Origin of the sequence: Candidatus Methylobacter oryzae (genome assembly GCF_003994235.2) — a bacterium.
GTDB lineage: Bacteria > Pseudomonadota > Gammaproteobacteria > Methylococcales > Methylomonadaceae > Methylobacter_A > Methylobacter_A oryzae.
Genome location: NZ_RYFG02000095.1, coordinates 20,740 through 44,020 on the forward strand (window position 1 = coordinate 20,740; position 23,281 = coordinate 44,020).

At 45.7% G+C, this 23,281-nt stretch carries 20 protein-coding genes; 12 read left to right on the forward strand and 8 right to left on the reverse strand.

Annotation, left to right across the window (positions count from 1 at the left end; all coding sequences use genetic code 11):
* The first annotated feature begins 12 nt into the window (after positions 1–12).
* Together EKO24_RS11015 and EKO24_RS11020 are read left to right on the forward strand one after the other, a co-directional pair.
* Positions 13–1,005 carry a COX15/CtaA family protein gene (locus EKO24_RS11015; RefSeq protein ID WP_127029395.1) on the forward strand — a complete coding sequence of 331 codons (993 nt, stop codon included), beginning with the start codon at positions 13–15 and terminating at the stop codon, positions 1,003–1,005.
* A 199-nt stretch (positions 1,006–1,204) separates the two neighbouring features.
* Complete coding sequence (locus EKO24_RS11020; RefSeq protein WP_127029394.1) at positions 1,205–2,305, forward strand: AI-2E family transporter; 1,101 nt, start codon at positions 1,205–1,207, stop codon at positions 2,303–2,305.
* A 33-nt stretch (positions 2,306–2,338) separates the two neighbouring features.
* Here the strand turns inward: EKO24_RS11020 and EKO24_RS11025 are convergent, their stop codons facing one another.
* The 3 genes from EKO24_RS11025 to EKO24_RS11035 are packed head-to-tail and all read right to left on the reverse strand — an operon-like array spanning position 2,339 to position 4,760.
* Positions 2,339–3,754 carry a PhoH family protein gene (locus EKO24_RS11025; RefSeq protein ID WP_127029393.1) on the reverse strand — a complete coding sequence of 472 codons (1,416 nt, stop codon included), beginning with the start codon at positions 3,752–3,754 and terminating at the stop codon, positions 2,339–2,341.
* Positions 3,751–4,227 carry a peroxiredoxin gene (locus EKO24_RS11030; protein ID WP_127029392.1) on the reverse strand — a complete coding sequence of 159 codons (477 nt, stop codon included), beginning with the start codon at positions 4,225–4,227 and terminating at the stop codon, positions 3,751–3,753. Before EKO24_RS11030 ends, EKO24_RS11025 begins: the two co-directional genes overlap by 4 nt.
* A gap of 8 nt (positions 4,228–4,235) precedes the next feature.
* Positions 4,236–4,760: a glycine cleavage system transcriptional repressor gene (locus tag EKO24_RS11035; RefSeq protein WP_127029391.1), complete on the reverse strand. Its 525-nt coding sequence runs from the start codon at positions 4,758–4,760 to the stop codon at positions 4,236–4,238.
* Positions 4,761–4,903: 143 nt separating this feature from the next.
* Between EKO24_RS11035 and EKO24_RS11040 the strand changes: the two genes are divergently transcribed.
* Together EKO24_RS11040 and EKO24_RS11045 are read left to right on the forward strand one after the other, a co-directional pair.
* Positions 4,904–8,026: an SPOR domain-containing protein gene (locus tag EKO24_RS11040; protein ID WP_127029390.1), complete on the forward strand. Its 3,123-nt coding sequence runs from the start codon at positions 4,904–4,906 to the stop codon at positions 8,024–8,026.
* A gap of 19 nt (positions 8,027–8,045) precedes the next feature.
* A complete protein-coding gene (locus EKO24_RS11045) occupies positions 8,046–8,942 on the forward strand; it encodes a 5'-nucleotidase (RefSeq protein ID WP_127029389.1) in 897 nt (298 codons plus the stop codon).
* Between the two features lies 1 nt (position 8,943).
* Here EKO24_RS11045 and epmB read toward each other — a convergent pair whose 3' ends face one another.
* Positions 8,944–9,954, reverse strand: coding sequence for an EF-P beta-lysylation protein EpmB (gene epmB, locus EKO24_RS11050; protein WP_127029388.1), 1,011 nt, complete (start codon positions 9,952–9,954; stop codon positions 8,944–8,946).
* Positions 9,955–10,035: 81 nt separating this feature from the next.
* Between epmB and efp the strand changes: the two genes are divergently transcribed.
* The 7 genes from efp to rnhB all read left to right on the forward strand — a co-directional run bounded on the left by efp (position 10,036) and on the right by rnhB (position 16,634).
* A complete protein-coding gene (gene efp, locus EKO24_RS11055) occupies positions 10,036–10,605 on the forward strand; it encodes an elongation factor P (RefSeq protein ID WP_127029387.1) in 570 nt (189 codons plus the stop codon).
* Entirely contained in the window at positions 10,605–11,582 is a 978-nt protein-coding gene (gene epmA, locus EKO24_RS11060; RefSeq protein ID WP_127029386.1) for an EF-P lysine aminoacylase EpmA, read from the forward strand. Before efp ends, epmA begins: the two co-directional genes overlap by 1 nt.
* A gap of 78 nt (positions 11,583–11,660) precedes the next feature.
* On the forward strand, positions 11,661–14,054 hold the full coding sequence (gene bamA, locus EKO24_RS11065; protein ID WP_127029385.1) for an outer membrane protein assembly factor BamA: 2,394 nt from the start codon (positions 11,661–11,663) through the stop codon (positions 14,052–14,054).
* Positions 14,055–14,207: 153 nt separating this feature from the next.
* Complete coding sequence (locus EKO24_RS11070) at positions 14,208–14,708, forward strand: OmpH/Skp family outer membrane protein (protein ID WP_127029384.1); 501 nt, start codon at positions 14,208–14,210, stop codon at positions 14,706–14,708.
* Between the two features lie 61 nt (positions 14,709–14,769).
* Positions 14,770–15,213 (forward strand): 3-hydroxyacyl-ACP dehydratase FabZ, encoded by a 444-nt coding sequence (fabZ, locus tag EKO24_RS11075; protein WP_127029383.1) that lies wholly within the window; start codon positions 14,770–14,772, stop codon positions 15,211–15,213.
* A 2-nt stretch (positions 15,214–15,215) separates the two neighbouring features.
* Positions 15,216–15,986: an acyl-ACP--UDP-N-acetylglucosamine O-acyltransferase gene (gene lpxA / locus EKO24_RS11080; protein ID WP_127029382.1), complete on the forward strand. Its 771-nt coding sequence runs from the start codon at positions 15,216–15,218 to the stop codon at positions 15,984–15,986.
* A gap of 45 nt (positions 15,987–16,031) precedes the next feature.
* Entirely contained in the window at positions 16,032–16,634 is a 603-nt protein-coding gene (gene rnhB, locus EKO24_RS11085) for a ribonuclease HII (protein WP_127029381.1), read from the forward strand.
* 103 nt (positions 16,635–16,737) lie between these two features.
* Here the strand turns inward: rnhB and EKO24_RS11090 are convergent, their stop codons facing one another.
* Positions 16,738–17,727 carry a serine/threonine protein kinase gene (locus EKO24_RS11090; RefSeq protein ID WP_127029380.1) on the reverse strand — a complete coding sequence of 330 codons (990 nt, stop codon included), beginning with the start codon at positions 17,725–17,727 and terminating at the stop codon, positions 16,738–16,740.
* Between the two features lie 550 nt (positions 17,728–18,277).
* Here EKO24_RS11090 and fba point away from each other — a divergent pair.
* Complete coding sequence (fba, locus tag EKO24_RS11095) at positions 18,278–19,303, forward strand: class II fructose-bisphosphate aldolase (protein ID WP_127029379.1); 1,026 nt, start codon at positions 18,278–18,280, stop codon at positions 19,301–19,303.
* Positions 19,304–19,376: 73 nt separating this feature from the next.
* Here the strand turns inward: fba and nhaD are convergent, their stop codons facing one another.
* The 3 genes from nhaD to EKO24_RS11110 form a co-directional block, all read right to left on the reverse strand.
* Positions 19,377–20,870, reverse strand: a complete 1,494-nt coding sequence (gene nhaD / locus EKO24_RS11100; RefSeq protein ID WP_127029378.1) for a sodium:proton antiporter NhaD — start codon at positions 20,868–20,870, stop codon at positions 19,377–19,379.
* A 290-nt stretch (positions 20,871–21,160) separates the two neighbouring features.
* Positions 21,161–21,421 (reverse strand): hypothetical protein, encoded by a 261-nt coding sequence (locus EKO24_RS11105; protein WP_127029377.1) that lies wholly within the window; start codon positions 21,419–21,421, stop codon positions 21,161–21,163.
* Positions 21,422–21,467: 46 nt separating this feature from the next.
* Positions 21,468–23,279, reverse strand: a complete 1,812-nt coding sequence (locus EKO24_RS11110) for a Na/Pi cotransporter family protein (protein ID WP_127029376.1) — start codon at positions 23,277–23,279, stop codon at positions 21,468–21,470.
* Positions 23,280–23,281 lie beyond the last annotated feature (2 nt).

Consider the following 23,281-nt stretch of genomic DNA (forward strand, 5'->3'; position numbering starts at 1 on the left):
AGATTTAAAACTATGATTAATGCTGAAGCAGCCGCGCGTTTCCGCCGATTAGGTACGGTTACAATTTTTGCCGTTTATTTTGTTATTCTTGTCGGAGGCATCGTCAGGGCTTCCGGGGCAGGTATGGGCTGTCCCGATTGGCCGACCTGCTTTGGGCAATGGGTGCCGCCGACCAATGAATCGCAGTTACCGGCTAATTATCATCAGATTTATGCCGAACGCGGTTATGAAAATACCCAGTTCAACCCGGTAAAGACCTGGACCGAATACACTAATCGACTGGTCGGTGTAACGATTGGTTTTTTGATCTTCCTGACGGCCTGGTCATCGCGTATTTATCTTAGAACAGACAAAACCATTTTTTATTTGGCGGTCAGCGTGTTTTTTCTGGTCGGATTTCAAGGTTGGCTGGGCTCTTCGGTGGTGGCGAGCAATCTTAAGCCCTTGATGATTACATTGCATATGTTACTGGCGTTGTTCATTGTTGCATTGCTTATTTATACGATTACCCGCTCGCAACGGGATGTTATCGCCCGGATTGATATTCGAGCGCTGCCGGATAAATTCAGAAGCGTCTTGATCGTGGCAATGATGATGACTTTGGTGCAGGTGGCGATGGGGACTCAAGTCAGGGAAGCGGTGGATTTTATCTCGCATAATCATGCTTATATTGAGCGGCAATATTGGCGCGACGACTTTCCGGTCATTTTTTACATACACAGGTCGTTCTCTTCGATTATTTTATTCACTAATCTTTGGTTAGCCTGGAAGATTATCCGCTCTGTCGATAAAAAAAGCGTGTTGCGGCGCATTGGTTTTTCTCTTGCCGCTTTGGTTGTTACGGCCATTCTTGCCGGTATCAGCTTGGACAGACTGGGTATGCCTCCGGTAGCCCAGCCGATTCACCTGTTGATGGCTAATCTGATTTTCGGCGCGCAGTTTTTTCTTTTTAGTTGCCTGAATTACGCCTCATTAGGCGCGGCATCCTCACAGTCAACGGATTAGTTTAATCGGATTAGAAGTCTAATCTCATTTTGTGAGATTAACAGACAGACGCTAAGATTTTAAAAAGGGAATACGGTAATTGCTTATGCATTTGCCGTGTTCCCTTTTTTACTCGCCTATAAAATAAGCCATTTTATTTCAGCCAAAAGTCTTATTAAATGTAGAATGGCAAAAACAAATATAGAAATCCCGGTTATTAATGGCAACTCGATACCAATCTCCAAGTCTACATTTTCTAAGAGACACGTTTAAGTGTTTTTTACCCAATCCCCAAGTTGTTGCGCTGGCAATTATCCTGACTGTCAGCTTTGTGCTGATCTACTCGTTATCCGATTTGTTGATGCCGGCTTTTGTATCGATTGTGCTGGCGTATTTGCTTGAGGGCTTGGTCAATAAGGCGGAAAACATGAATATGCCGCGTTTGGCGGCCGTGTACCTGGTATTTTCAGTCTTTATGGGCTGTCTGGTTTTTTTATTGTTTTATTTGATTCCGCTGGTTTCGCAACAGGCAATCGAGCTTGTCCAGAATATTCCGGAGATATTGAATAGGGCGCAGGCCGGCATTATGAGCTTACCGGACATGTATCCCGAGTTTATCTCGGAAAACAAAATCCAGCAGATGATGTTCGCGGTGCAGCGGGAGTTGTTGACTTACGGGCAGAATATATTGTCGTACTCGGCCGCATCAGTGGTGGGATTGGTCAGTGTGATGATCTACCTGTTCCTCGTACCGATGATGGTGTTTTTCTTTTTAAAAGATAAACAGCTGTTAATCGCCTGGTTTTTACAGTTCATACCTAAAGACAGGAACTTGACCATACGTGTTTGGGAGGAAGTCGATATGCAGATCGGCAATTATGTACGCGGCAAATTCGGCGAAGTTTTTATTCTTTGGGCGGTGAGCTACGCGACTTACGCCGCCATGGGCCTGAATTACGCGATGTTGTTGGCTGTTTTGATGGGCTTGCAGGTGATCATTCCCTACATTGGGGCAACGCTGGTGACTTTTCCGGTTTTGGGCGTCGCCTATTTCCAGTGGGGATTGAACGGCGAGGAGTTTATGTACGTTGTTATCGCGTACTCAATCATTCAAGCGCTCGACGGTGTGGTCTTAGTGCCGGTGTTATTTTCCGAAGCCGTTAATTTACATGCCATTGCTATTATTATTGCGATTTTGTTTTTCGGCGGTTTATGGGGTTTTTGGGGCGTATTTCTGGCAATTCCGCTAGCGACCGTTGTCAAGGCGGTGTTGACGGCCTGGCCGCGGATTGACGATAACAGTACCGGTATAAGTCTTTAAAAGTTATGCCGGCAATCTTGTATAAGCGGGCAATCACAAAATATCCGAAGCGTAATCGGCCAAGCGCGAGCGTTCGCCTCGCCGCAATGTGATGTGCGCGCCATGCTGCCAAGTTTTAAAACGGTCGACAACATAAGTCAGCCCGGAAGTCGTCGGCGTTAAATAAGGCGTGTCGATCTGAGACAGGTTGCCGATACAGATGATTTTGGTTCCCGGTCCGGCACGCGTTATCAGCGTTTTCATTTGTTTCGATGTCAGGTTCTGCGCTTCATCGATAATCAGGTAACGGTTCAGGAAAGTGCGGCCGCGCATAAAGTTAAGCGATCTGATTTTGATCCGGTTCATAATAATGTTGCTGGTTGCGCTTTGTTCCCATTCTCCATGTTCCGGATTTTTACCGAGCAGTTCGAGATTATCGATTAAGGCGCCCATCCACGGCGCCATTTTTTCTTCTTCGGTGCCGGGCAGAAAGCCGATATCTTCGCCGACAGGGACGGTTTCGCGGGTCATGATAATTTCCTGGTAGGTTTTGTTTTCCAGGGTCAGGGTGAGTCCGGCGGCCAATGCCAGAAGGGTTTTGCCGGTCCCGGCCGTGCCCAGCAAGGTGACAAAATCGATGTTGGGATCTAACAACACATTGAGGGCGAAGTTCTGTTCGCGGTTTTTTGCGGTAATGCCCCAGACATTGTTATGTTTGGCGCGATAATCTTTTGCCAGCTCCAAGACCGCAGTGTTCCCTTCGCAGGAGCGGACGATGGCTTCAAAATTGGTTTCGTCTTCAATGTATAAATATTGGTTTGGATACCATTCGGCGACAACAGGGTCTTCCAATTTATAAAAAGTGCGGTTCTTCTCTTGCCAGGATTGCATTTTGGCGCCGTGCACTTCCCAAAAATCTTTTTCCAAGGCTGTTGCTCCGCTGTATAACAAATCGATGTCATCCAGGGTTTGGTCGTTATGGTAATCCTCGGCAAGCAATTCCAATGTCGCCGCTTTGATGCGCATGTTGATGTCTTTCGAAACCAGGATAACGGTGGTGTCGGGCAGTTCCTTGGTTAGCGCCAAAACGATGCGCAGTATCGAATTGTCGGCAAGGTTGCCGGGCATGCTTTCCGGCAGCAATGCCGTCATGGTGCTGGTCTGGAAATATAAACGCCCGGCATCGGCAATATCGATGTTCGGCCCGTGCTTTATACTCGATAACGGCAGTCCGTCGTTGATGGTTTGCTGATTGGCATCGCAGATTAATTCATCCAGGAATCGGCTGACTTGTCTGACATTGCGCGCCAGCTCGGTCAGGCCTTTTTTGGCGTGATCCAGTTCTTCCAAGACAATCATCGGAATGAAGATGTCATGTTCCTTAAAACGGAAAATAGCCGTTGGATCATGCATCAACACATTGGTATCGAGGACAAACAGCTTTTTATCCGGCGAGGAATGGATATTCATGATCGGGAACCTGTGAGTTCATCTAAGGCTTGCAGGACTTCTTCGCAATGATCCTTAACTTTGACTTTGCGCCATTCGCGGACCAGCACGCCCTGGGGATCGATCAGGAAAGTGCTGCGTTCGATACCTCGTACCTGTTTGCCGTACATGTTTTTCATTTTGATTACGTCGAATAGCTGGCACAACGTTTCATCCGCGTCTGAAAGCAGGTCGAAAGGAAATTCCTGCTTGCATTTAAAACCTTCGTGAACGCGGACAGTGTCACGGGACACGCCTACGATGACGGTATTCAGCGCGGCGAATCTTTCGATGTTATCGCGAAAGCTTTGGCCTTCCTGAGTGCAGCCCGGCGTGTTGTCTTTAGGGTAAAAATAAAGGACAAGGTATTTATTTCTGTAGTCGCTTAGCTTTACCGTTTTATCACCGGTCGATAAAGCCTCAAAATCGGGTATCGTATTGCCGAGAGTTATCATGATCAGAATTACCGTTTTATAGGTTCAAGAATCGCATCTATATTGAGTTGGTCGCAAAAATCCAAAAATTCTTCGCGTAAAGCTAAAAGATGCAGCTGCGGCGGAATCAAAATCACAAATTTAGTCGAGAACACCGAGGTTTGGATATAGGGAGCTTGATAGCAGCTGCCGGTTATTTCCTCAATATCTATCTGCCGATCGAACAGGAAGGAAGTAATGGCTTCTGTGATGTTATCGCGGTCCAGGGATATTGTTTCCAGTGAGTATGGAACGCAGTCTTTGGGTTTGTCTTTTGGATCTGGCCGTAATGTGTGGATTTTAAGGTCCAGTCGTCTTTGGATAGTGTCTAGCGTATTTTCAAATTTGGCTATTTGATTCCAATTACCTTGGATAAGCAGGTATGCCGCGGAGGATTGCGCGAGGCGGGAAGATCTTATTTCCAAAATGCTACATTTACAGTCGCGTACGATGGGTAATATTTCGGCAATAAAATTAGTCTGATTGTGGCCTAAGGCGGTGATAGCTAATTGCATTTCGTTTCTTGGAAGTTTTTTTTGGAGTTTATCATTAAATTGCCGAAACTTGATGAACATTAAGTTTGTTTGATATTAATAATGAATAAAATGTTCTATATTTAATCGTAATATCTTAATTCCTCATTTTGCTGAGTCTGAATATGACCGATCCAATAGATAAAAAATCAAAAGAAAAACGCGATAATCTCGATGTTGATTTGGATGCGATGCTGGATGAGGCGGAATCTTCTTTGCTTCCAAGGGATGAGTTTAAAGACGATGACGATACTATCGATAGGTTGTTAATGGATGCCGGTTTTGATACCGATGACGAAATAATGCCGTCAAAGGCAAGAGCAGATGTCGGCTTACATGATGAGTTGGATGATTTTTTAGACTTTGACGATTTTGGAGAAGATTTCAATGCTCAGGAAAAACCTTCGGCAGCCGTTGCGGAATTAGCAGAGCCGGTAGGGAGTTCACCTGATTTTCCGTTAACTGATAGTCAGGATGAAGAAGATGCTATCGATAGGCTGTTGATGAATGCCCAGCTTGATGCGGATAATTCCGATGAGCTTGACGAGTTGAATGATTTTTCTGACTTTAGCGATTTTGCTGAACCGGACCCTATGCCGGCGGACGAGACTAATGAGCCTGAATTAGCCGCAGATAGCCTATCCACGTTTACTGACGATGCGGTTTTAACAGACGAAATTGATGCTGTCGATAAGTCCGGCAGGGGAGATGAAGACGAGGTTGAAGTACCGGCTCCGGCTATGGCGGCAGTTAGAGAGCCGACTTTAGAAGCCGGCTCTGTCGATATTGATGAGGAATTGGATTCCTTCTCGGATTTTAGCGATTTCGTTGAACCGGATCCCATTCCGGTAATTGACGAGCCTGAACAAGTTGCAGAAAATTTATCTGCGCATGACGAGGAAGAGTTGCAGGATGAAATTGATGATTTTTTCAGTCTCGACGGTTTTGATGAGTCGGATTTGATTCAGGATGATCAGGTTAAATCGTCGATCGCTGCTGAAGTAGAGTCAGAGCCGGGGCAGCCGGCAGCTTTTGAACCGCCTTCCAATAATGCTGGCCTGTCGGATGAGATTGATGATTTTTTAAATTTCGACGGTCTTGATCAACCGGATCCGGTCCAAGATGTGCTGGTTAAATCATCGGTCCCTACTGATACGGAGATTAATCCGCAGCAGTCGGCGGAGTTTGAACGCTCCATCGATACTAATGCCGGTCTGCCGGATGAAATTGATGACTTTTTCAGTCAGGGCGGTTTTGATGAGTCGGATATGATCCTGGATGATGTTGAATCGTCTATTCCGGCTAAGGTGGAGGCTGATCAAGAACAGCAGGTGGAATCATCTGTCAATGAAAATGCCGCGTTTGCTGATGAACTTGACGATTTTTTCAGTCCTGGAAGCTTTGACGAATCGGATATGATTCAGGATGATGACGTTCCCGTTAAGGCAGAGCCGCAAGCAGTTGTTGAGCCATCTTTCGGCGCTGAGCCGGCGGATGAGATGGATGATTTTTTCAATCTTGGCGGTTTCGACGAGTCCGATATGATCGAGGATGATGTTGAATCGCCTGCTCCGGCTAAGGTAGAGGCTGATCAAGAACAGCAGGCAGAATCTCTTGGCGATGAAAATGCCGCGTTTGCTGATGAATTTGACGATTTTTTCAGTCCTGGAAGTTTTGACGAATCGGATATGATTCAGGATGATGGCGTTGAATCATCCAATTCTCTTCCTGAAGTAGCGCCTAATCAAGAACAGCAAGTTAGCGTTGGAGAATCCAGTGGCTTACAGAACGATGAAAATAGCTTTGATAGTTTATTCATGGATTCTGACTTTAATGAGGAGGATGCATTAGAGCAGGCGGTCGATAAGAAAGATGAATTCGGCGACGATACGGATTTAAGCGAAATTGATGAGTTCTTTCAGTTGGATGAGGTGAGTGACGACTTCTCCAAGGAAACAGGAGAGGCTGATTTAACAGGGGGCGAACGATCAACTCAAGATGAAGATGATTTTCTGTTGCCGGATTTCGATATTACTGCCGACATGGAAACTTCCGATATGGGCAGCAACCCAGGCACTAAAACAGATGATTTGGCTGATGCGTTTGGAGATAGTGATTTTCTGGACGAAGATGATGTTATACAGGCTTTTAAACCGGAAATACCGGAACTCAAGCCGGGAGATGACGATTCGGTTTTTGAGGCCCAGCCGAAACAAGCCGCAGATACGGTTTCGGAAAATCCTGAAAATGCAAAAAACAGTGCCTCAGCATCCGGGCAGGGGGATGTTAAAAAGCAGTTGGAAGATGCTGAGCGTAGGGTTAAAAAAGCAAAGCTCTTCGCTTATATTGCGTTAGGATTCGGTACTGTAGCGTTAAGCGCAGCCGCCGGCTTGGGAGTGATGACCTATAATGCAAAATCCGAGGTTTCAAAGCTGACGGAAACAGTGACAAGCCTTGAGGCAAGCTTGGCGAAGAATGCTGAAAATAACCCTAAGGAAGAAATCAATGCTGTGATGGATTCTGTTGTGCAGTTGAACCAGAAAGTCTACGGGTTCATAACGGAGCTTAAAGGGAGTCCCCAGTCTCTAGCCGATCTTTTAAACAATAAAGTGCCTGATATTGCGGCAAAGCAGGACATGGTCAGTAAGGCCTTGGACATGCTGCAAACTAAAGTCGGGGGCGAAGGAAGAATGCCTTTGTTGGAATCGTTAGTTGCCGCTCCTATCAAGACCGAGGCCGTCCATGAACCGGCGGCGCCGGCCAAAATCGAGCCAGCCCAAGAGCATGCTCCGAGCAAAGCGAGTGAAGCGCATCCGTCCAAGGAAAAAAACGCGCATGAAGTTGCCCCCACTAAAGAAAGGGCAAAGCACGAAGAAGCATCTGCCAAGGCAGAGCCTGTTCCTGAAGCGGCGCCCGCCAAAGCTAAAACTCAAGAAGAGGCCGAACCGGTTATCCCTCCGAAAGCTATCTTGAAAAAAGAGGAGCCTGCAAAAATAAACGAGCCAACAACTGTTGGGAAGTGGGGGGTCAATCTGGCCGCGTTCAAACAGGAGTGGTTTGCTAAAAGCAAAGCCGCCGAATTTGCAAGGCAAGGTATTTTTGCTGAAGTGATACCTGTCTATGAAAGAAATGCCACAATGTACCGGTTACGCGTCGGAGGCTTTAGAACCAAAGCGGAAGCCAACGCCAATACGGCCAGGATCAAACAAACGCTTAATCTGGATTCGGTCTGGGTGAGCGATAACTAGCAATTAAGCCTCCTCGTCCATGAGAGAAAAAAAGCTTGTTGTGGCGGTGTCATCCAGAGCACTATTCAATTTGGATGAGTCGCACACGATATTTGAGACGCAAGGCAAGGAAGCTTTCTGCCGGTATCAAATAGAACATGAGGATGAAATTTTAGAACCGGGCTACGGTTTTGTCCTGGTTAAAAAGTTTTTGAGTTTAAATGACGGTTGCACCAACGATCCTTTGGTCGAAATCATTCTGTTATCGCAAAATAGTGCCGATACCGGCTTGAGGATTTTCAATTCCATTGCCCATTACCAGTTAAAGATTATACGTGCGGCATTTACCAGCGGCGTTTCTCCCTATAGTTATATTCCTGCCTTCGGCGCTCATTTGTTTTTATCGACCAATGCCGATGATGTCGCAAAAGCGCTGTGTGCCGGTTTTGCCGCAGCGACTATTCTTTGCGGTCCTTCGATGGAGCATCATTCCGATCAACTGCGCATCGCTTTCGATGGGGACTCGGTGCTGTTTTCGGATGAGTCGGAACAAATCTATCAACAGTACGGTCTTGATGCGTTTGCCGAAAATGAGCGCTGCAAAGCTAAGCAACTGTTGCCGGGAGGACCTTTTAAGGATTTTCTAAGCGCTTTGCATCATATTCAAATGCAATTCGATCCTGAGTCGTCGCCGATAAGAACGGCCTTGGTCACGGCAAGGTCGGCTCCGGCTCATGAGCGGGTGGTCAGGACTTTAAGAGCATGGGGTATCCGTATTGATGAGGCTTTCTTTTTGGGTGGCATCGACAAAGGCGCTTTTTTGGAAGCGTTTGGTGCGGATATTTTCTTTGATGATCAAAAAGGCCACTGTGAATCCGCCGCCCGGCATGTCGCTGCTGCGCATGTGCCGCATGGCATCGTTAACCGGAACGGTTGATCTATAAAACATTCTGTTTTGAGCGGGCTCCTGCCTGTTCTTTGACCAGTTTCGGTACCATATAGCCGGGTAAGGCGGCTTGAACTTGCCGGATAAGCGCAAGCGCTTCGGTTTCGGAAACTTCAAAATGTCCCGTTCCGGCCGCTTTGTCTAATAAATGCAGATAATAAGGAATGATGCCGTGGTTGAACAGTTGTTCGCTCAGTTCGCATAAGGCTTCTGCATTGTCATTTACATCTTTTAACAGCACGGCCTGATTAAACAAGGTAATCCCTGCGGTTTTTAACGATTTGCAGGAGGCAATCACACGGTCGCTGATTTCGTTGGCGTGATTGCAGTGGGTGACGATGACGATTTGCTTAGCGCTTTGGGTCAACGTGCTAATGAATTCATTCGTGATTCGGGCCGGCAGCACAATTGGCAGTCGGCTGTGTATTCGGATGCGCTTCAAGTGCTTGATACTGTCCAATTGTTGAATAAGCCGGGCTAGTCGCGAATCGCTCAACAACAACGGATCGCCGCCGCTTAAAATAACTTCCGAGATACTGGCGTCGTTTTGGATATATTGTATGGCGTCGTCTTCATTCTGTTTGCTAAGTTGTAAATCAATATAGGGAAAATTGCGCCGGAAACAATACCGGCAATTGATTGCGCAACTGCCGGTGTTAATAAACAAAACGCGGCCTTGGTATTTGTGTAAAACGCCGGTTTGAGCGGCCGATGCAAGGTCGCCGACCGGGTCGTTGCTGAATCCGGGGTAATCGAGCAGTTCATCGCTAATAGGTAATACCTGGCGTAATAATGGATCGTGCGGATTGCCTTTTTCGATGCAGGCCGCAAAGCTTAAAGGGACGCGTAAAGGGAATTGTTCAACTGCTGTGATTGATACCGGTAAGTCATTCGGGGACAAGTGCAGGTAATGGCAGAGGTCTTCAATGTTGTTAAAGGCTTCGGCAAGTTGCTGTTGCCAGTTTTTATTAAAGTGCTGGGTTTCGGCTTGTGGTTCGGGCATCAGAGATTATTAAAGTTTCTATCGGTTGTTGCCTCTATTATAATGGTTGAGTTTATATTGTTTGTCATATTTGAGGATAAAATGGCTGTCTATAGCACTAATGAATTTAAAGCTGGGTTGAAGATCATGTTGGATAACGACCCTTGTGCAATTATTGAAAATGAGTTTGTTAAACCTGGAAAGGGTCAGGCTTTCAACCGGGTGAAAATAAGAAACTTGAAAACCGGCCGGGTTATTGAAAGAACTTTTAAGTCGGGCGAATCTCTTGAAGGCGCGGATGTTATCGACGTCGAGATGCAATATCTTTATAACGACGGCCAATTCAGGCATTTTATGGTGCCGGATACTTTTGAACAGTATCAGGCAGATGAAAAGATTGTCGGCGATGCCGGCAAATGGCTTAAAGATCAGGATTCCTGCACGGTAACTTTATGGAATGATGCGCCTTTGGCGATTTCTCCTGCCAATTTCGTTGAGTTGACAATTGTTGAAACGGATCCTGGCGTACGCGGCGATACTTCGGGCGGCGGCGGTAAACCGGCTACTTTGGATACCGGCGCAGTAGTCAGGGTGCCTTTATTTGTACAGCAAGGTGAAATGATTAAGGTCGACACCCGAACCGGCGAATACGTTTCCCGCGTAAAAGAATAGTGCTACAGGACTGGCAACCGACGTGCTCGCTGGAGCTGATGCGTTTAAGAGCGCGGATGCTGGCCGATATACGCCGGTTTTTTGCCGACAGGTCGGTATTGGAAGTAGAAACGCCGCTGCTTAGCCATAGTGTCGGAACGGATCCGCAGTTGGCATTTTTTACCACGGAGTATTGTTTGCCGCCAAAACGGCAAACATTGTTCTTGCAAACATCGCCCGAGTTTGCAATGAAACGGCTGCTGGCAGCAGGCAGCGGATCTATCTACCAGATAGGTAAAGCATTCAGGAACGGCGAGGCAGGGCGTTTTCATAATCCTGAGTTTACGATGCTTGAATGGTACCGGGTCGGTTTTAATTTGTCTCAGTTAATGGATGAAATTGCCGATTTGGTTGCAATGCTGTTCAGTGACCGGCAGTTAGCGGAAACGAAAAGAGTCGGTTATCGGGAATTATTTGTTTCGCTTACCGGCTTGGACCCCTTGGAGTTTTTTTATCAAGATTATTGCGCCTTTGTTGAAGGATGTGGATTATCCGAAGCGGTGGGTATTTGCGGACACGACCATGCTACGTGGCTGGATTTTATATTTAGCCATAAAGTCCAGCCACATTTGGGGGGCAATACTGCGTATATGGTTTATGGGTATCCGGCTTGCCAGTCATCGTTGGCGAGAATCAACAAAGATAATGCACAGGTTGTTGAGCGTGTTGAATTATTTATTAATGGTATTGAGCTAGGCAATGGCTACTACGAATTAACCGATGCGGAAGAACAAAACAATCGCTTTGATAAAGAACTGACTGTCAGGCAACAACAAAATCTGCCGGTTTCCATTAAGGACGAACATCTTATTTCAGCTTTGAAATCGGGATTGCCTGAATGCTCAGGTATGGCCATAGGCTTGGATCGTTTATTGATGCTGTTATCGAAAAGCGCGTCTATTGAAGATGTGCTTAATTTTCCTATTCACAGGGCTTAAGCTTCTTTAAATATTTACTGTGATATAATCCGCCGGATTTTTTACATTGGGCAACGCCGTTTTATTTTAGACTTCTACATGAAATTAAATACTCTTTCTCGCTTGCTATTGTTAGCTCTATTGGTTTCCCAGACTGCCAAAGGCGATGAAGAATTTATTGTAGAGGACATTCAAGTCAAAGGCCTGCAGCGTATCTCGGTAGGTACCGTTTATAACTACCTTCCCGTCAATGTTGGCGAAAGATTTTCCTTGGATAATGTCGGTCCGGCAATTAAGGCGCTCTTCAAAACCGGCTTTTTCAAGGATATTTCTTTAGAAAGAGAAGGCTCAACATTGGTCGTTAACGTCGTAGAGCGGCCTTCTATTGCAAAAATCATTTTTGAAGGTAATAAAGATTTAAGTAAAGACGACTTAACTAAGGCCTTAAAGAAAATCGGTTTAGCTGAAGGCAAGGTGTTCGACCAACAGGTGTTGGATAAAGTTGAACAGGAATTAAGCCGCCAATATTTCAGCCACGGCAAATACGGCTTAAAGATTACCACCGAAGTATCCAATCTTACCCGCAACCGGGTCGGTATTCATATCAAGATTTCCGAGGGCAGGGTAGCCAAAATCAAGCAGATCAATATTGTCGGCAATAGCGTTTTTGATGATGAGACATTGTTGCGTAATCTTGAATTAAGCACCTCTAACCTGTTGTCGTTTTATACCAAGAACGATCAGTATTCCAAACAGAAGTTGCAGGCAGACTTGGAAACCTTGCGCTCCTATTATTTGGACCGTGGTTATATTAACTTTAATATTGAATCCACGCAGGTTGCTATCACCCCGGACAAAAAAGATATTTATGTAACCATCAATGTTAAAGAAGGCGATATTTATAAACTGGAAAAAGTCAAGCTAGCCGGTAATCTGGTAGTCGATCCTCCAGAGCTTATTAAATTGGTAAAAGTCGGTCCGGGGGAAACTTTTTCCAGAAAGAACGCAACCGAAACATCTAAAGCGCTTTCCGACCGTTTAGGGGATGACGGCTATGCTTTTGCCAACGTCAACATGGTGCCGGAAATCAACGAAGCACAAAAAACGGTCGATATGACTTTCTTTGTCGATCCTGGAAAACGCGTTTACGTCAGGCGCATCAACATGAAAGGCAACAGCAAGACCCGCGACGAGGTATTGCGCCGTGAAATGCGGCAAATGGAGTCCAGTTGGGCTTCCAGTTCGAAAATCGAACGCTCGAAAACGCGTCTTGAGCGCTTAGGCTACTTCGAAGAGGTCAATGTTGAAACGCCGCCGGTTCAAGGCACTGCCGACCAGATTGATGTTAATTATACGGTAATCGAAAAGCCGTCCGGTAACTTGTCAGCCGGTATAGGCTTTTCTCAAACTCAAGGGATAGTATTGAACGCCAATATTGCCCAGGATAACGTTTTCGGGTCCGGTAAACGGGTGAATGTTGCTTTTAACAACAGTACTTATATAACAAGTTATCAGTTTGGTTTTTACAATCCCTATTTCACCGTGGACGGTGTGAGCCAAGGTTATAATTTGGGCTATACGAAGCGAAATGCAGGGGCCGTAAACATTGCCAATTATTCAACGAATGTGGCTAATGCAGGAGTCAATTTCGGCATACCGTTGAATGAGTTCGACAGTTTACGCTTTGATTTCGATTTAAAACATACTGCGCTGAGTACTACCGCTTATTCATCTAATCAAATTTGCGATTTTATTAACGGCAATAATGGCATGGATGCTTGTTCGAATATTAGCAACGGCTATGCTCCTCCAGGAACAGTTCCCAATAGTCGGCCGATAGTTAAAGCTATAGGCGATTCATTTCTAACATTCGCACCGGCAATTGGTTGGACTCATGATACGCTTAACAGGGCAATTTTTCCGAATAAGGGCGGACAGCAGCGTTTTTCCGCTTTGGCGACAGTCCCTGGCAGTGATCTTGAGTATTATAAGATCGGTTATAAACATCAGCTTTACTTTCCGTTGGCTAAGGATTTTACTTTTAGAGTGCAAGCCGAAGCCGGCTACGGCAACGGTTATGGAAAAACGGACAGTTTACCTTTCTTTGAAAATTATTTCGGCGGCGGCACAGGATCGATACGCGGTTTCAAAAATAACACAGTAGGACCTAGAGATTCGAATGGTTACCCATTTGGCGGTTCTAGTAAGATCATCGGCAATGCCGAGCTGTTTTTTCCTGTGCCTTTTATGCCGGAGACCAAGTCAGTCAGGTTAGGAACCTTTTTAGATGCAGGTTCTATTAGCAACGGTTTTAAAACGAACAATTTGAAATATTCTGTCGGGGTTTCAGGCGAATGGTTATCGCCGTTCGGGGCTTTATCAGTCAGTGCCGCCTTACCGTTGAATGCCAAATCTACTACAACGGCGGCTGACGGCACTGTTACAGGGGATCAAAAACAGATGTTCCAATTCAACTTCGGCCAGAATTTCTAGTAGAAGTTGTTTTTGTTTAACAAGCTTATATCCCCTATAATTTGCTTCAGTGAAATATATACCCTGAGGGCATAAGTTTCGTTTGAGCGGACAAGCCGCTCAACTCAGCTTTAATCACTATTTATTTTAATTTCATCAGAGATCTGTTTAACAATGAAAACCAAGATTGCTTTATTTTTAGGATTGTTGCTTGCATCCAATGTGAGCTATGCTGATTTAAAAATTGGCTTTGTCAATATACCAGCCGTTCTTGAAAAAGCACCCCAGGCAGAAAAAGCCAAAAAACGTTTGGAGCAAGAATTTTCGCCGCGTGATAAGCAGTTAGTTGCCCAGCAAAAAGAAATCCAAAGCATGGACGAAAGAATGGCTAAAGATGCGGCAGTGATGGGGGAATCTGCGCGAGTTAACTTGGAAAAAGATATTTTAAATAAAAAGCGCGATGCAAAAAGAGCTCAGCAAGAGTTCAGTGAAGATTTCAATGCCCGTCGTAATGAGGAATTAGGTAAATTACAACGTCGTATTGTTGAAGCTATCCGGGAAATAGCCAAAGATCAAAATTTTGATTTATTACTGACTGACGGCGTTATTTACGCCAGCGAACAAATTGACGTAACTGCTCAAGTTCAACAAAAGTTGTCATCTATGCCGGAATAATCCCGACCGATTTTTTATTTAATCGCATAGCCATCAACTTTTAAGAGCAGCAGACTCAAACATGTCCATTACACTAGATATTTTACAAATACAACAATTCTTGCCGCATCGTTACCCTTTTTTATTGGTGGATAAGGTTATCGAATGTGAGCCCGGTGTTAGATTATTGGGCGTGAAAAACGTGACATATAATGAACCGTTTTTCCAAGGACATTTTCCGCAAAAACCTATTATGCCGGGTGTGCTGATTTTGGAAGCTTTGGCTCAAACTACCGGGCTGCTGGCATCCGAAACTGCTGGAGATGAACTGGCGGGAATGATTTACTACTTGGCTGGTATCGATAAGGCCAAGTTTAAAAGACCTGTCGTACCGGGCGATCAATTGATGTTGGAATCAAAATTCGTGAAAAGCAAACGTAATATCTGGGCATTTGAATGTTGTGCAGAAGTTGATGGTGAGTTTGTTGCAAGTGCCGAAATCCGATGTGCAGCGGTAGTAAACTAGTTTTGATCGATCCAACAGCAATAGTTGATAGCAAGGCAGAGCTGGCCGATGACGTTTCGGTTGGTCCTTTTTCCGTGATCGGGCCCGATGTAAAAATCGATTCCGGCACTGTGATAGGTTCCCATGTTGTTATTAAAGGGCCTACTACAATCGGGAAAGATAATCGCATCTATCAATTCTCATCGATTGGCGAAGATCCCCAAGATAAAAAGTATGCGGCAGAAATAACCCGGCTGGAAATCGGCGATAGAAATACGATACGCGAGTATACTTCCATGCATCGGGGAACAAAGCAGGATCGCAGTGTCACCAAGATAGGCAACGATAACCTGTTCATGGCATATACCCATGTGGCGCATGATTGCATTATCGGCAATCATGTGATCATGGCTAACGGGGCCTCATTGGCCGGGCATGTGCATTTACATAGTCATGCGATCCTAGGCGGATTTACGTTGGTGCATCAATTTACCCAAATCGGCCAGTACAGCTTTGCCGCGATGGGCAGTGCGATTACTCAAGACATTCCGCCTTTTGTTATGGTCGGCGGTAAACCTACTAGGCCTCACGGCATCAACTCCGTTGGCATGGAGCGTAACGGCATTTCTGCTGAAGACATCAGATTAATCAGGAAAGCCTACAAGATCATTTACAAGACTAACCTGCGTTTGGAAGATGCTATTGATCAGATGGAAGATTTAGCTGGTGAAAGTAAAGAATTGTCGGATATGGTAAATTTTTTGCGTAATGTAAGTCGTGGCATATTACGTTAAGCGCTGTTAGTGCTAGCTTAAGTTGTTACAGGAATGTCAGTGATCATGAATGATAAATCTTCAATAAAAATTCCCCAAGGTTTAACGGTTGCCGGCGTTGACGAAGCCGGCCGTGGTCCGCTTGCAGGTCCTGTGTTTGCTGCTGCTGTTATATTAGATCCTATGCGGCCGATAGCCGGATTGGCCGATTCCAAAGTTCTTAGCGAAAGCAAACGGGATAGTCTTTATCCTATCATCAAGGAAAACGCCTTGAGCTGGTCTATTGCCCAAGCCAGTGTTGCAGAAATTGATGAACTTAACATTCTTCACGCAACGCTATTGGCCATGCAAAGAGCGGTAGAGGGCTTGCATATCCAGCCTGACGAGGTTTTAGTGGATGGCAACCGGCTTCCTAAACTGTCGATGTCAGCTCAGGCAATCGTTAAAGGAGACAGTAAAGTACAGGCGATCAGTGCGGCTTCAATATTGGCTAAAGTCGAACGGGATAAGCTGATGGTTGATTATCATCGGCACTATCCTGAGTTTTCGTTTCATGTGCATAAGGGTTATGGCACCAGGCAACATCTGGCCGAAATCGAGCGGTTCGGTTTTTTGGACGTGCATAGAAAAACATTCAATCCGGTGAAAACCATGCTGATGCAGCAGTGAAAATATTAATCTTGTCCACGAAAAGCACGAGATTAGCTATTCCTGCTTTGGTACGGTCTACGGTTGAGTTTTTTGAAAATTTTCGTTTTCGTGGACGAAATGATTAGCCCAGCTCAAGCGGCCCTTCATCCATTAACGCGATTTGTTCGCGCAGTTCAATAATTCTGTCCTGCCAATAACGCGGCGTATCAAACCACGGGAACGCTATCGGAAACGCAGGGTCGTCCCAGCGCCGTGCAATCCAGGCGGAATAATGAATCAGGCGCAAAGTGCGTAGCGCTTCTATCAAGTGCAGCTCCCGGCTATCGAAATCGTAAAAAGTCCGGTAACCGGCCAGCAGGTAGCTTAACTGCACACTCATTTCAGTGCGGTCTCCCGACAGCAGCATCCATAAATCTTGAATTGCCGGTCCCATCCGGCTGTCATCGAAATCAACAAAATGCGGACTGTCATCTGTCCATAAAATATTGCCGGGGTAGCAATCGCCGTGTAGGCGCAAGGTTTTTATCTTGCCTGCGCGTTCAAAGCAGCGTCTCACGGCATTCAGTGCATGCTCGGTAACACTGCGGTAAGCTTCGGCAAGATCGCTGGGGATGAAATTATTTGCCAGCAGGTAAGCTCTAGGTTCATCGCCAAAACTGGCGATATCGAGAGTCGGGCGTTCTTTGAACGGTCTTAATGCACCGATAGCGTGAATACGGCCGATAAACCGGCCCATCCATTCGAGTTTTTCGCGGCCTTCAAGTTCTGGTACACGGCCGCCTTGTTTGGGGAATACTGAAAAGCGGAAGCCGTCGCTATGGATTAAAGTCTGATTATTACTAAACGGCATTGCCGGTACCACGGGAATTTCAGACTCGAACAGCTCCTGAACGAACGTATGTTCTTCAAGAATAGCCGCAGTTGCCCAGCGTTCCGGTCTGTAAAACTTAGTAACAATAAAAGACGTATCCGTCATGCCGACCTGATAGACACGGTTTTCATAGCTATTCAACGCCAACAGCCGGCCGTCGCCATGCAGGCCAATACTGTCGAGCGCGTTTAAGATAATATCGGGGGTGAGCGCTGAAAAAGGAGTGAGATTTGTATTCATGGCTGCTATTGTAACCTTGTAACGCTGAATCCGGGTCGGCTTTAATTGTAACGAGTCGATTAATTTGCGATAAAGAATAAATAATTTTGCGAAATTAAAAACATCGCCCATCAATTCCGGATCGAATGCGGCTTTGTTTTATTAGGGCTTGGTCATTTGGCCTACTTGCCAACCTCTAGCAAGCAAATGTACGGCTTTGAGCGGATAGGCATGGTGCTTGTATGGCGATGCTCATGCTCCCGCGCATCGAGTTCGGTTAATTTGACATGGTCGGTCATCTACAGGCCGTTGAGTTAACCAAATCCCTCTAAACCAAGTTTTGAGTTGCGTGGGGTATAATAAGCGCCGCGTAAGCTTTCGCGCTTGAATTCCGATGCGCGGACTTTTTAGACGATTAATGTGTATCAATGGCGGGGCTTTTTCTCGTGTTGATAGTTGATCGGGAGAAATCTTAAGCCAATAGTCCTACTGCATTCCTCTCAAGTCATACGCTAGTTCCTGGGGATTGAAGCAGAACCCAACATAAAAACAAAGCTAAGGAGAGCCGATTATGGCTTTAGTATCATTGCGACAACTTTTGGATTATGCGGCGGAGCATAGCTTTGCCGTACCGGCGTTCAATATCAGTAACATGGAGCAAGTTCAAGCTATCATGCAAGCGGCCGACGCGTGCGATAGTCCTGTAATTATGCAAGGCTCGGCCGGTGCGAATCGATATGCCGGCGAAGTTTTTTTGCGCCATTTGATTCTTGCCGCCGTTGAACAATATCCTCATATACCTATCGTTATGCATCGAGATCATGCGCCCACGCCTGATATATGCGCGCAAGCTATTCAATCCTGCTTCAGCTCGGTAATGATGGATGGGTCTTTGCTGGAAGACATGAAAACCCCATCCTCTTTTGAATATAACGTCGATGTTACGCGAACCGTAGTTAAGATGGCCCATGCTTGCGGCGTATCGGTCGAAGGTGAAATCGGTTGCTTAGGTTCGTTGGAAATAAAAACGCAAGATTCATCAGAAGCACTGGATCACAGTCAGCTACTGACCGATCCTGACGAAGCGGTCGACTTTGTAAAGCAAACTCAAATCGATGCGTTAGCTGTAGCCATTGGCACCAGTCACGGTGCTTATAAATTCAGTAAGCCGCCCACCGGCGAAGTTTTAGTTATTAGCCGTTTAAAAACATTGCAACAACGCTTGCCTGATACGCATTTTGTCATGCATGGGTCAAGTTCTGTGCCGCAGGATTGGTTGCAAATCATCAATGATCATGGTGGTGATATTCCCCAAACCTATGGCGTGCCGGTTGACGAAATTGTTGAAGGAATTAAATACGGCGTTCGTAAAGTCAATATCGATACCGACTTGCGCATGGCTTCAACCGGCGCTATTCGCCGATATATAGCCCAACCGGAAAACGCATCCGACTTGGATGCACGCAAGATTTATAAAGCGGCTAGGGATGCGATGCAAGCGCTTTGTCAGGCACGTTATGAAGCATTCGGCTCAGCCGGGCACGCCGGTAAGATTAAAGCCATTTCATTGGGCGAAATGGCTAAACGTTATAAGTAGGATAAGAACAGGTTAGAAGGGGCAATGAATTCGTCTTGTCTGCCCCAGAGTAATTGGTTGCCGAAGCTCGAACCTAAAAAAAACGGCCGTTGATAAGAAAGTGGGTGGCGATGCTGCCTAAGTAACCCAGCACTATGACCGGAGTCCATTTCAAATGGCTGGTAAAGGTATAAATGCCTTTAGCCTGTCCCATCAGGCCAACGCCGGCTGCGGAACCAACCGCCAACATACTGCCGCCCACACCGGCGGTCAATGTGACCAGCAACCACTGGCCTTCTGATATATCGGGCGCCATGGTTAGTACCGACAGCATGATGGTGCCGTTATCCACGAACGCTGAAGCAACGCCCACCAGAATGTTGGCTATGGTGGGATCGACGCCGCTGTATAAATGATGAGAGGCCACTTCCATATAACCGATGAAGCTCAAGCCTCCAACGCCAACCATAACGCCGTAAAAAAACAGCAGTGTGTCCCATTCCAGGTTGGCGACTTTCTGGAAAATATCGAAAGGCTGTTCTTGGGCCAGTTGTTGAGCTCCTTCGGCTTTTGGATTGTTCATGTATTTCATCGGGGCAAAATGATCGATTTTGGCATCGGCCGCTAGATCCACCGGTATTAATATCGAGTGGGCGTCCCGGGTTTTTTGCAGGTAATAACTGAAAAACTTTAAATAAGTTAAGCCCATCATCATCCCGGCAGCGGGCGGTAAGCTCAGGAAATTTTCGAAGCAGGCCGAGGTAATGATGGTCAATATGAATAAAAAGATGATCATCCAACCGCCTCGCTGCATCTCCTGAGCTTCCATTACCGCAGCGGGTCTTTCTTGCGGAATAAAAAAATGCATGATGCCGGCAGGTATGGTGAAGTTGACGATAGCCGGAATTAACAACGTAAAGAAATCGCCAAAAGGCACTACGCCTTTTTGCCATACCAATAAGGTGGTGATGTCGCCAAAAGGGCTGAATGAGCCGCCCGCATTGGAAGCGACCACAACATTGATACAGGATAAGGTAACAAAGCGCGAGCATCCTTTGCCCATCGCCAGAATAACCGACCCCATCAGCAATGCGGTCGTCAGGTTGTTGCACCCGGAAGAAATAAAGAACGCCTGGAAGCCGGTAATCCAGAATAATTGCCGGTAGCTGAAGTTCTTGCTTAATAGCCATACTCGCAGGCTGTCAAATACGCCGCGGTCTTCCATCGCGTTTAAGTAAGTCATTGAGACCATGATGAACAAGAACAGCTCGCCATAACTTTCAAGCGTAGCGCGAAACGCAATTCCGGCTTGTTCGTTCATTCCGGCCTTGGTATAAAAAACGGCAATGAATATCCAGATAAGGCTTGCCGCAAATACCATAGGTTTTGACTTTTTTAGCTCCGTTACTTCCTCGGTCATGGCAAGAATGTAGGCGAGGGCAAACACTATTAAAGCCAGATAGCCGGCCCAGTGTTGGGTTAAGTCGAACTGCTGCATTTGGCTAACGCTGCTTGTTTCATCGGCGGCCATTGTTAGCGAAGGAAAAAGCAGTCCGATTAACAGCGGATGGTATTTCGAGCAAGGCATTACTTTTAGCAATTTAAAAGGGGGGTTATTAGAAAGGGTAAAGCTGGTTTTATTCGGTATGTTTATCTTGGTGGGCAATAATGCAAGTATCAATAAGGTAAAAACGGATAAAAATACTTCAATCTGCATATATGACTCACAAAAAATATAAAGATTAGTAAAAGGCGGAGATTCTGGACTAATTTAATGGGAATATTATATTTGAAACGGCTCGGGCGTGTGCTAAATAAATGCCGAGCCGGTGTGCTAAACGCTGGCAGGACGGGTGCTGGACATATTCAAGCGATTTTCTATTCAGCTTTTTTATGTTCTTTAAGCTGCTGTAAAAGTTCAATGCCTTTTACGCGTTGCACTCTTATAATTTTCAACTCAGTCTGATAATGCTCTCTTAAACTATCGTCGTTAGTTTGTTGCAGTGCGTGGGTTATTTTGCGTTCTTTTTTCTTGAGCTTAAGCAGGATTTTTTTTAATTCCTCGATATGCTGTTTTTTCCTGTGTCTATCGGTATCAAAAAAAGCATGTAATTTATGGAATAACTTTTCTATTTTCATGGCTGGAATGACTGACTAGAAGGCGTGAAAAGTATGTAGATTGCTGCTATTTTGTATCCACAGTCTGAACAATGTCATTGATTTCAGCGTCGTTTAGAGCTAATTGCCGTTCAATTCTCGCATTGCCGTCGGTGCCGTGTAAAAACAGCGTTTCGGCGGCTTTTAGCAGATTTTTCTTGATGTTGTGCATGTAGGCGCTGTCATTGATCAGGGACGAGCCGGTTTGGGGGGTTATTTTTTGTTCTCTGATTAGCGTTTCGATCGCGTAATTCATTTGTACGTCATCGTTTCTAATCGCAGCTTTTAAGGTATCCAATGATAATAGCGGTAATTCATTGTTTTCAATTTCATGCCTGAAATTCTCAATCTGTTGGATATGCAAGGCTATTTGATAGGCAATTTTATTGTACTCGTTTATCGTGGCCTGATTGCTTGAGGTTCTGGACCGGCTCCAGTTTTTTTGTAAGTGTTTGGTGTCTTTAATCGCTTCCACAAGATGTTTATTTGCTTCGCGTAGCCAGGACAGCTTGGAAGATTGAGTCATTTGCCCGGTGAATCCGACTTGGCTGATAAAGGCAATGATAGCGCTGTATATGCCTTTTATCCTTTTTTCATAGCTGGCATCAATGTCGTATTCGATAGAGTTATGGTTGCTTCGTTCTATGAGTGGCATCGACAAGACGTTTGTTTGAAGATCATATTTATATAAGCCGAAAGTACGCAAAATGATATAGATAGCATTTTCGTATAAATGGATGCTTTCCAATCTGACCGATTCAACGACTGTTTCAGGGAAATCCATCGCGGATGCTCCCAAATATTTAGGTTGAAAAATATTTGGGCGTTTTTCTATGAACATTTTTTCCAATAACATAACTTGTTGCCTAATAAATGGAAAAAATAGAATGATACCGGACAGGTTAAAAAGGCTGTGAAAGGTCGCCAGCTTCATTGCCTTATCTGTAGCGGCAATGCCCAGATATATGCTGAGTTTATCAATAATAGCGACAAAATCTTTAACAAAAAACAGTACAAAGATTCCGGTAAGCAGGTTAATTAACAGGTGCGACCCGGCCAGGCGTTTGCCTTGAATATTGGCGCCCAAAGAAGCAATGATTGCGGTAACGGTGGTACCGATATTAGCGCCTATAACGAGCGCCAACGCATTGTCATAAGTAATTTGGTGCACGGAAACCGCCGTAATAGTCAATAGCATAGTCGCATGGCTGGACTGCATGATAATGGTGGCTATGATTCCTATGGCAGTGTAGATCAGCAATCCTTTGACGCCCGGCATCGCGTAATTCGCCAAGTTTATAGTGTTTTCAAAATGCTCAAAACTGTCTTTCATGTAGTGAATGCCGAGCAGCAGAAAGCCCAGTCCGCTCAGAACATAGCCTGTGCCTTTTAATTTCTTGCTGCGTTGGAATATGCATAAAACGCCAAAAACCAGCAGCGGCATGGCGTAAGCGGCAATATTGACTTTTAGTCCCAATCCTGCGATCAGCCAAGCGCCGGTGGTGGTGCCCAGATTGGAGCCGAAAATAATGCCGATGCCGGCGGCTAAATCGAGTAAGCCGGCGCTCAGGAATGAAACGGTAATGACTGAGACTAAGCCGCTAGACTGCATCAAAGTAGCCGACAGAAAGCCAAAGCCGAAACTTTTCCAGGACGTATCGGTAGTTCTTTGCAGGATGCGTTCCAGTGCGCCGCCGGTAAAGGCTTTAAATCCTTGCTCCAGTGATAACATGCCGAACAGGAATATCGACACGCCTGCGGCAATCCCCTTAAATGCATCGCTTAGCCAAAAACCGTAAGACAGCAGTAGGATGACTGTCAGCAAAAGGGCTTTATGCATGC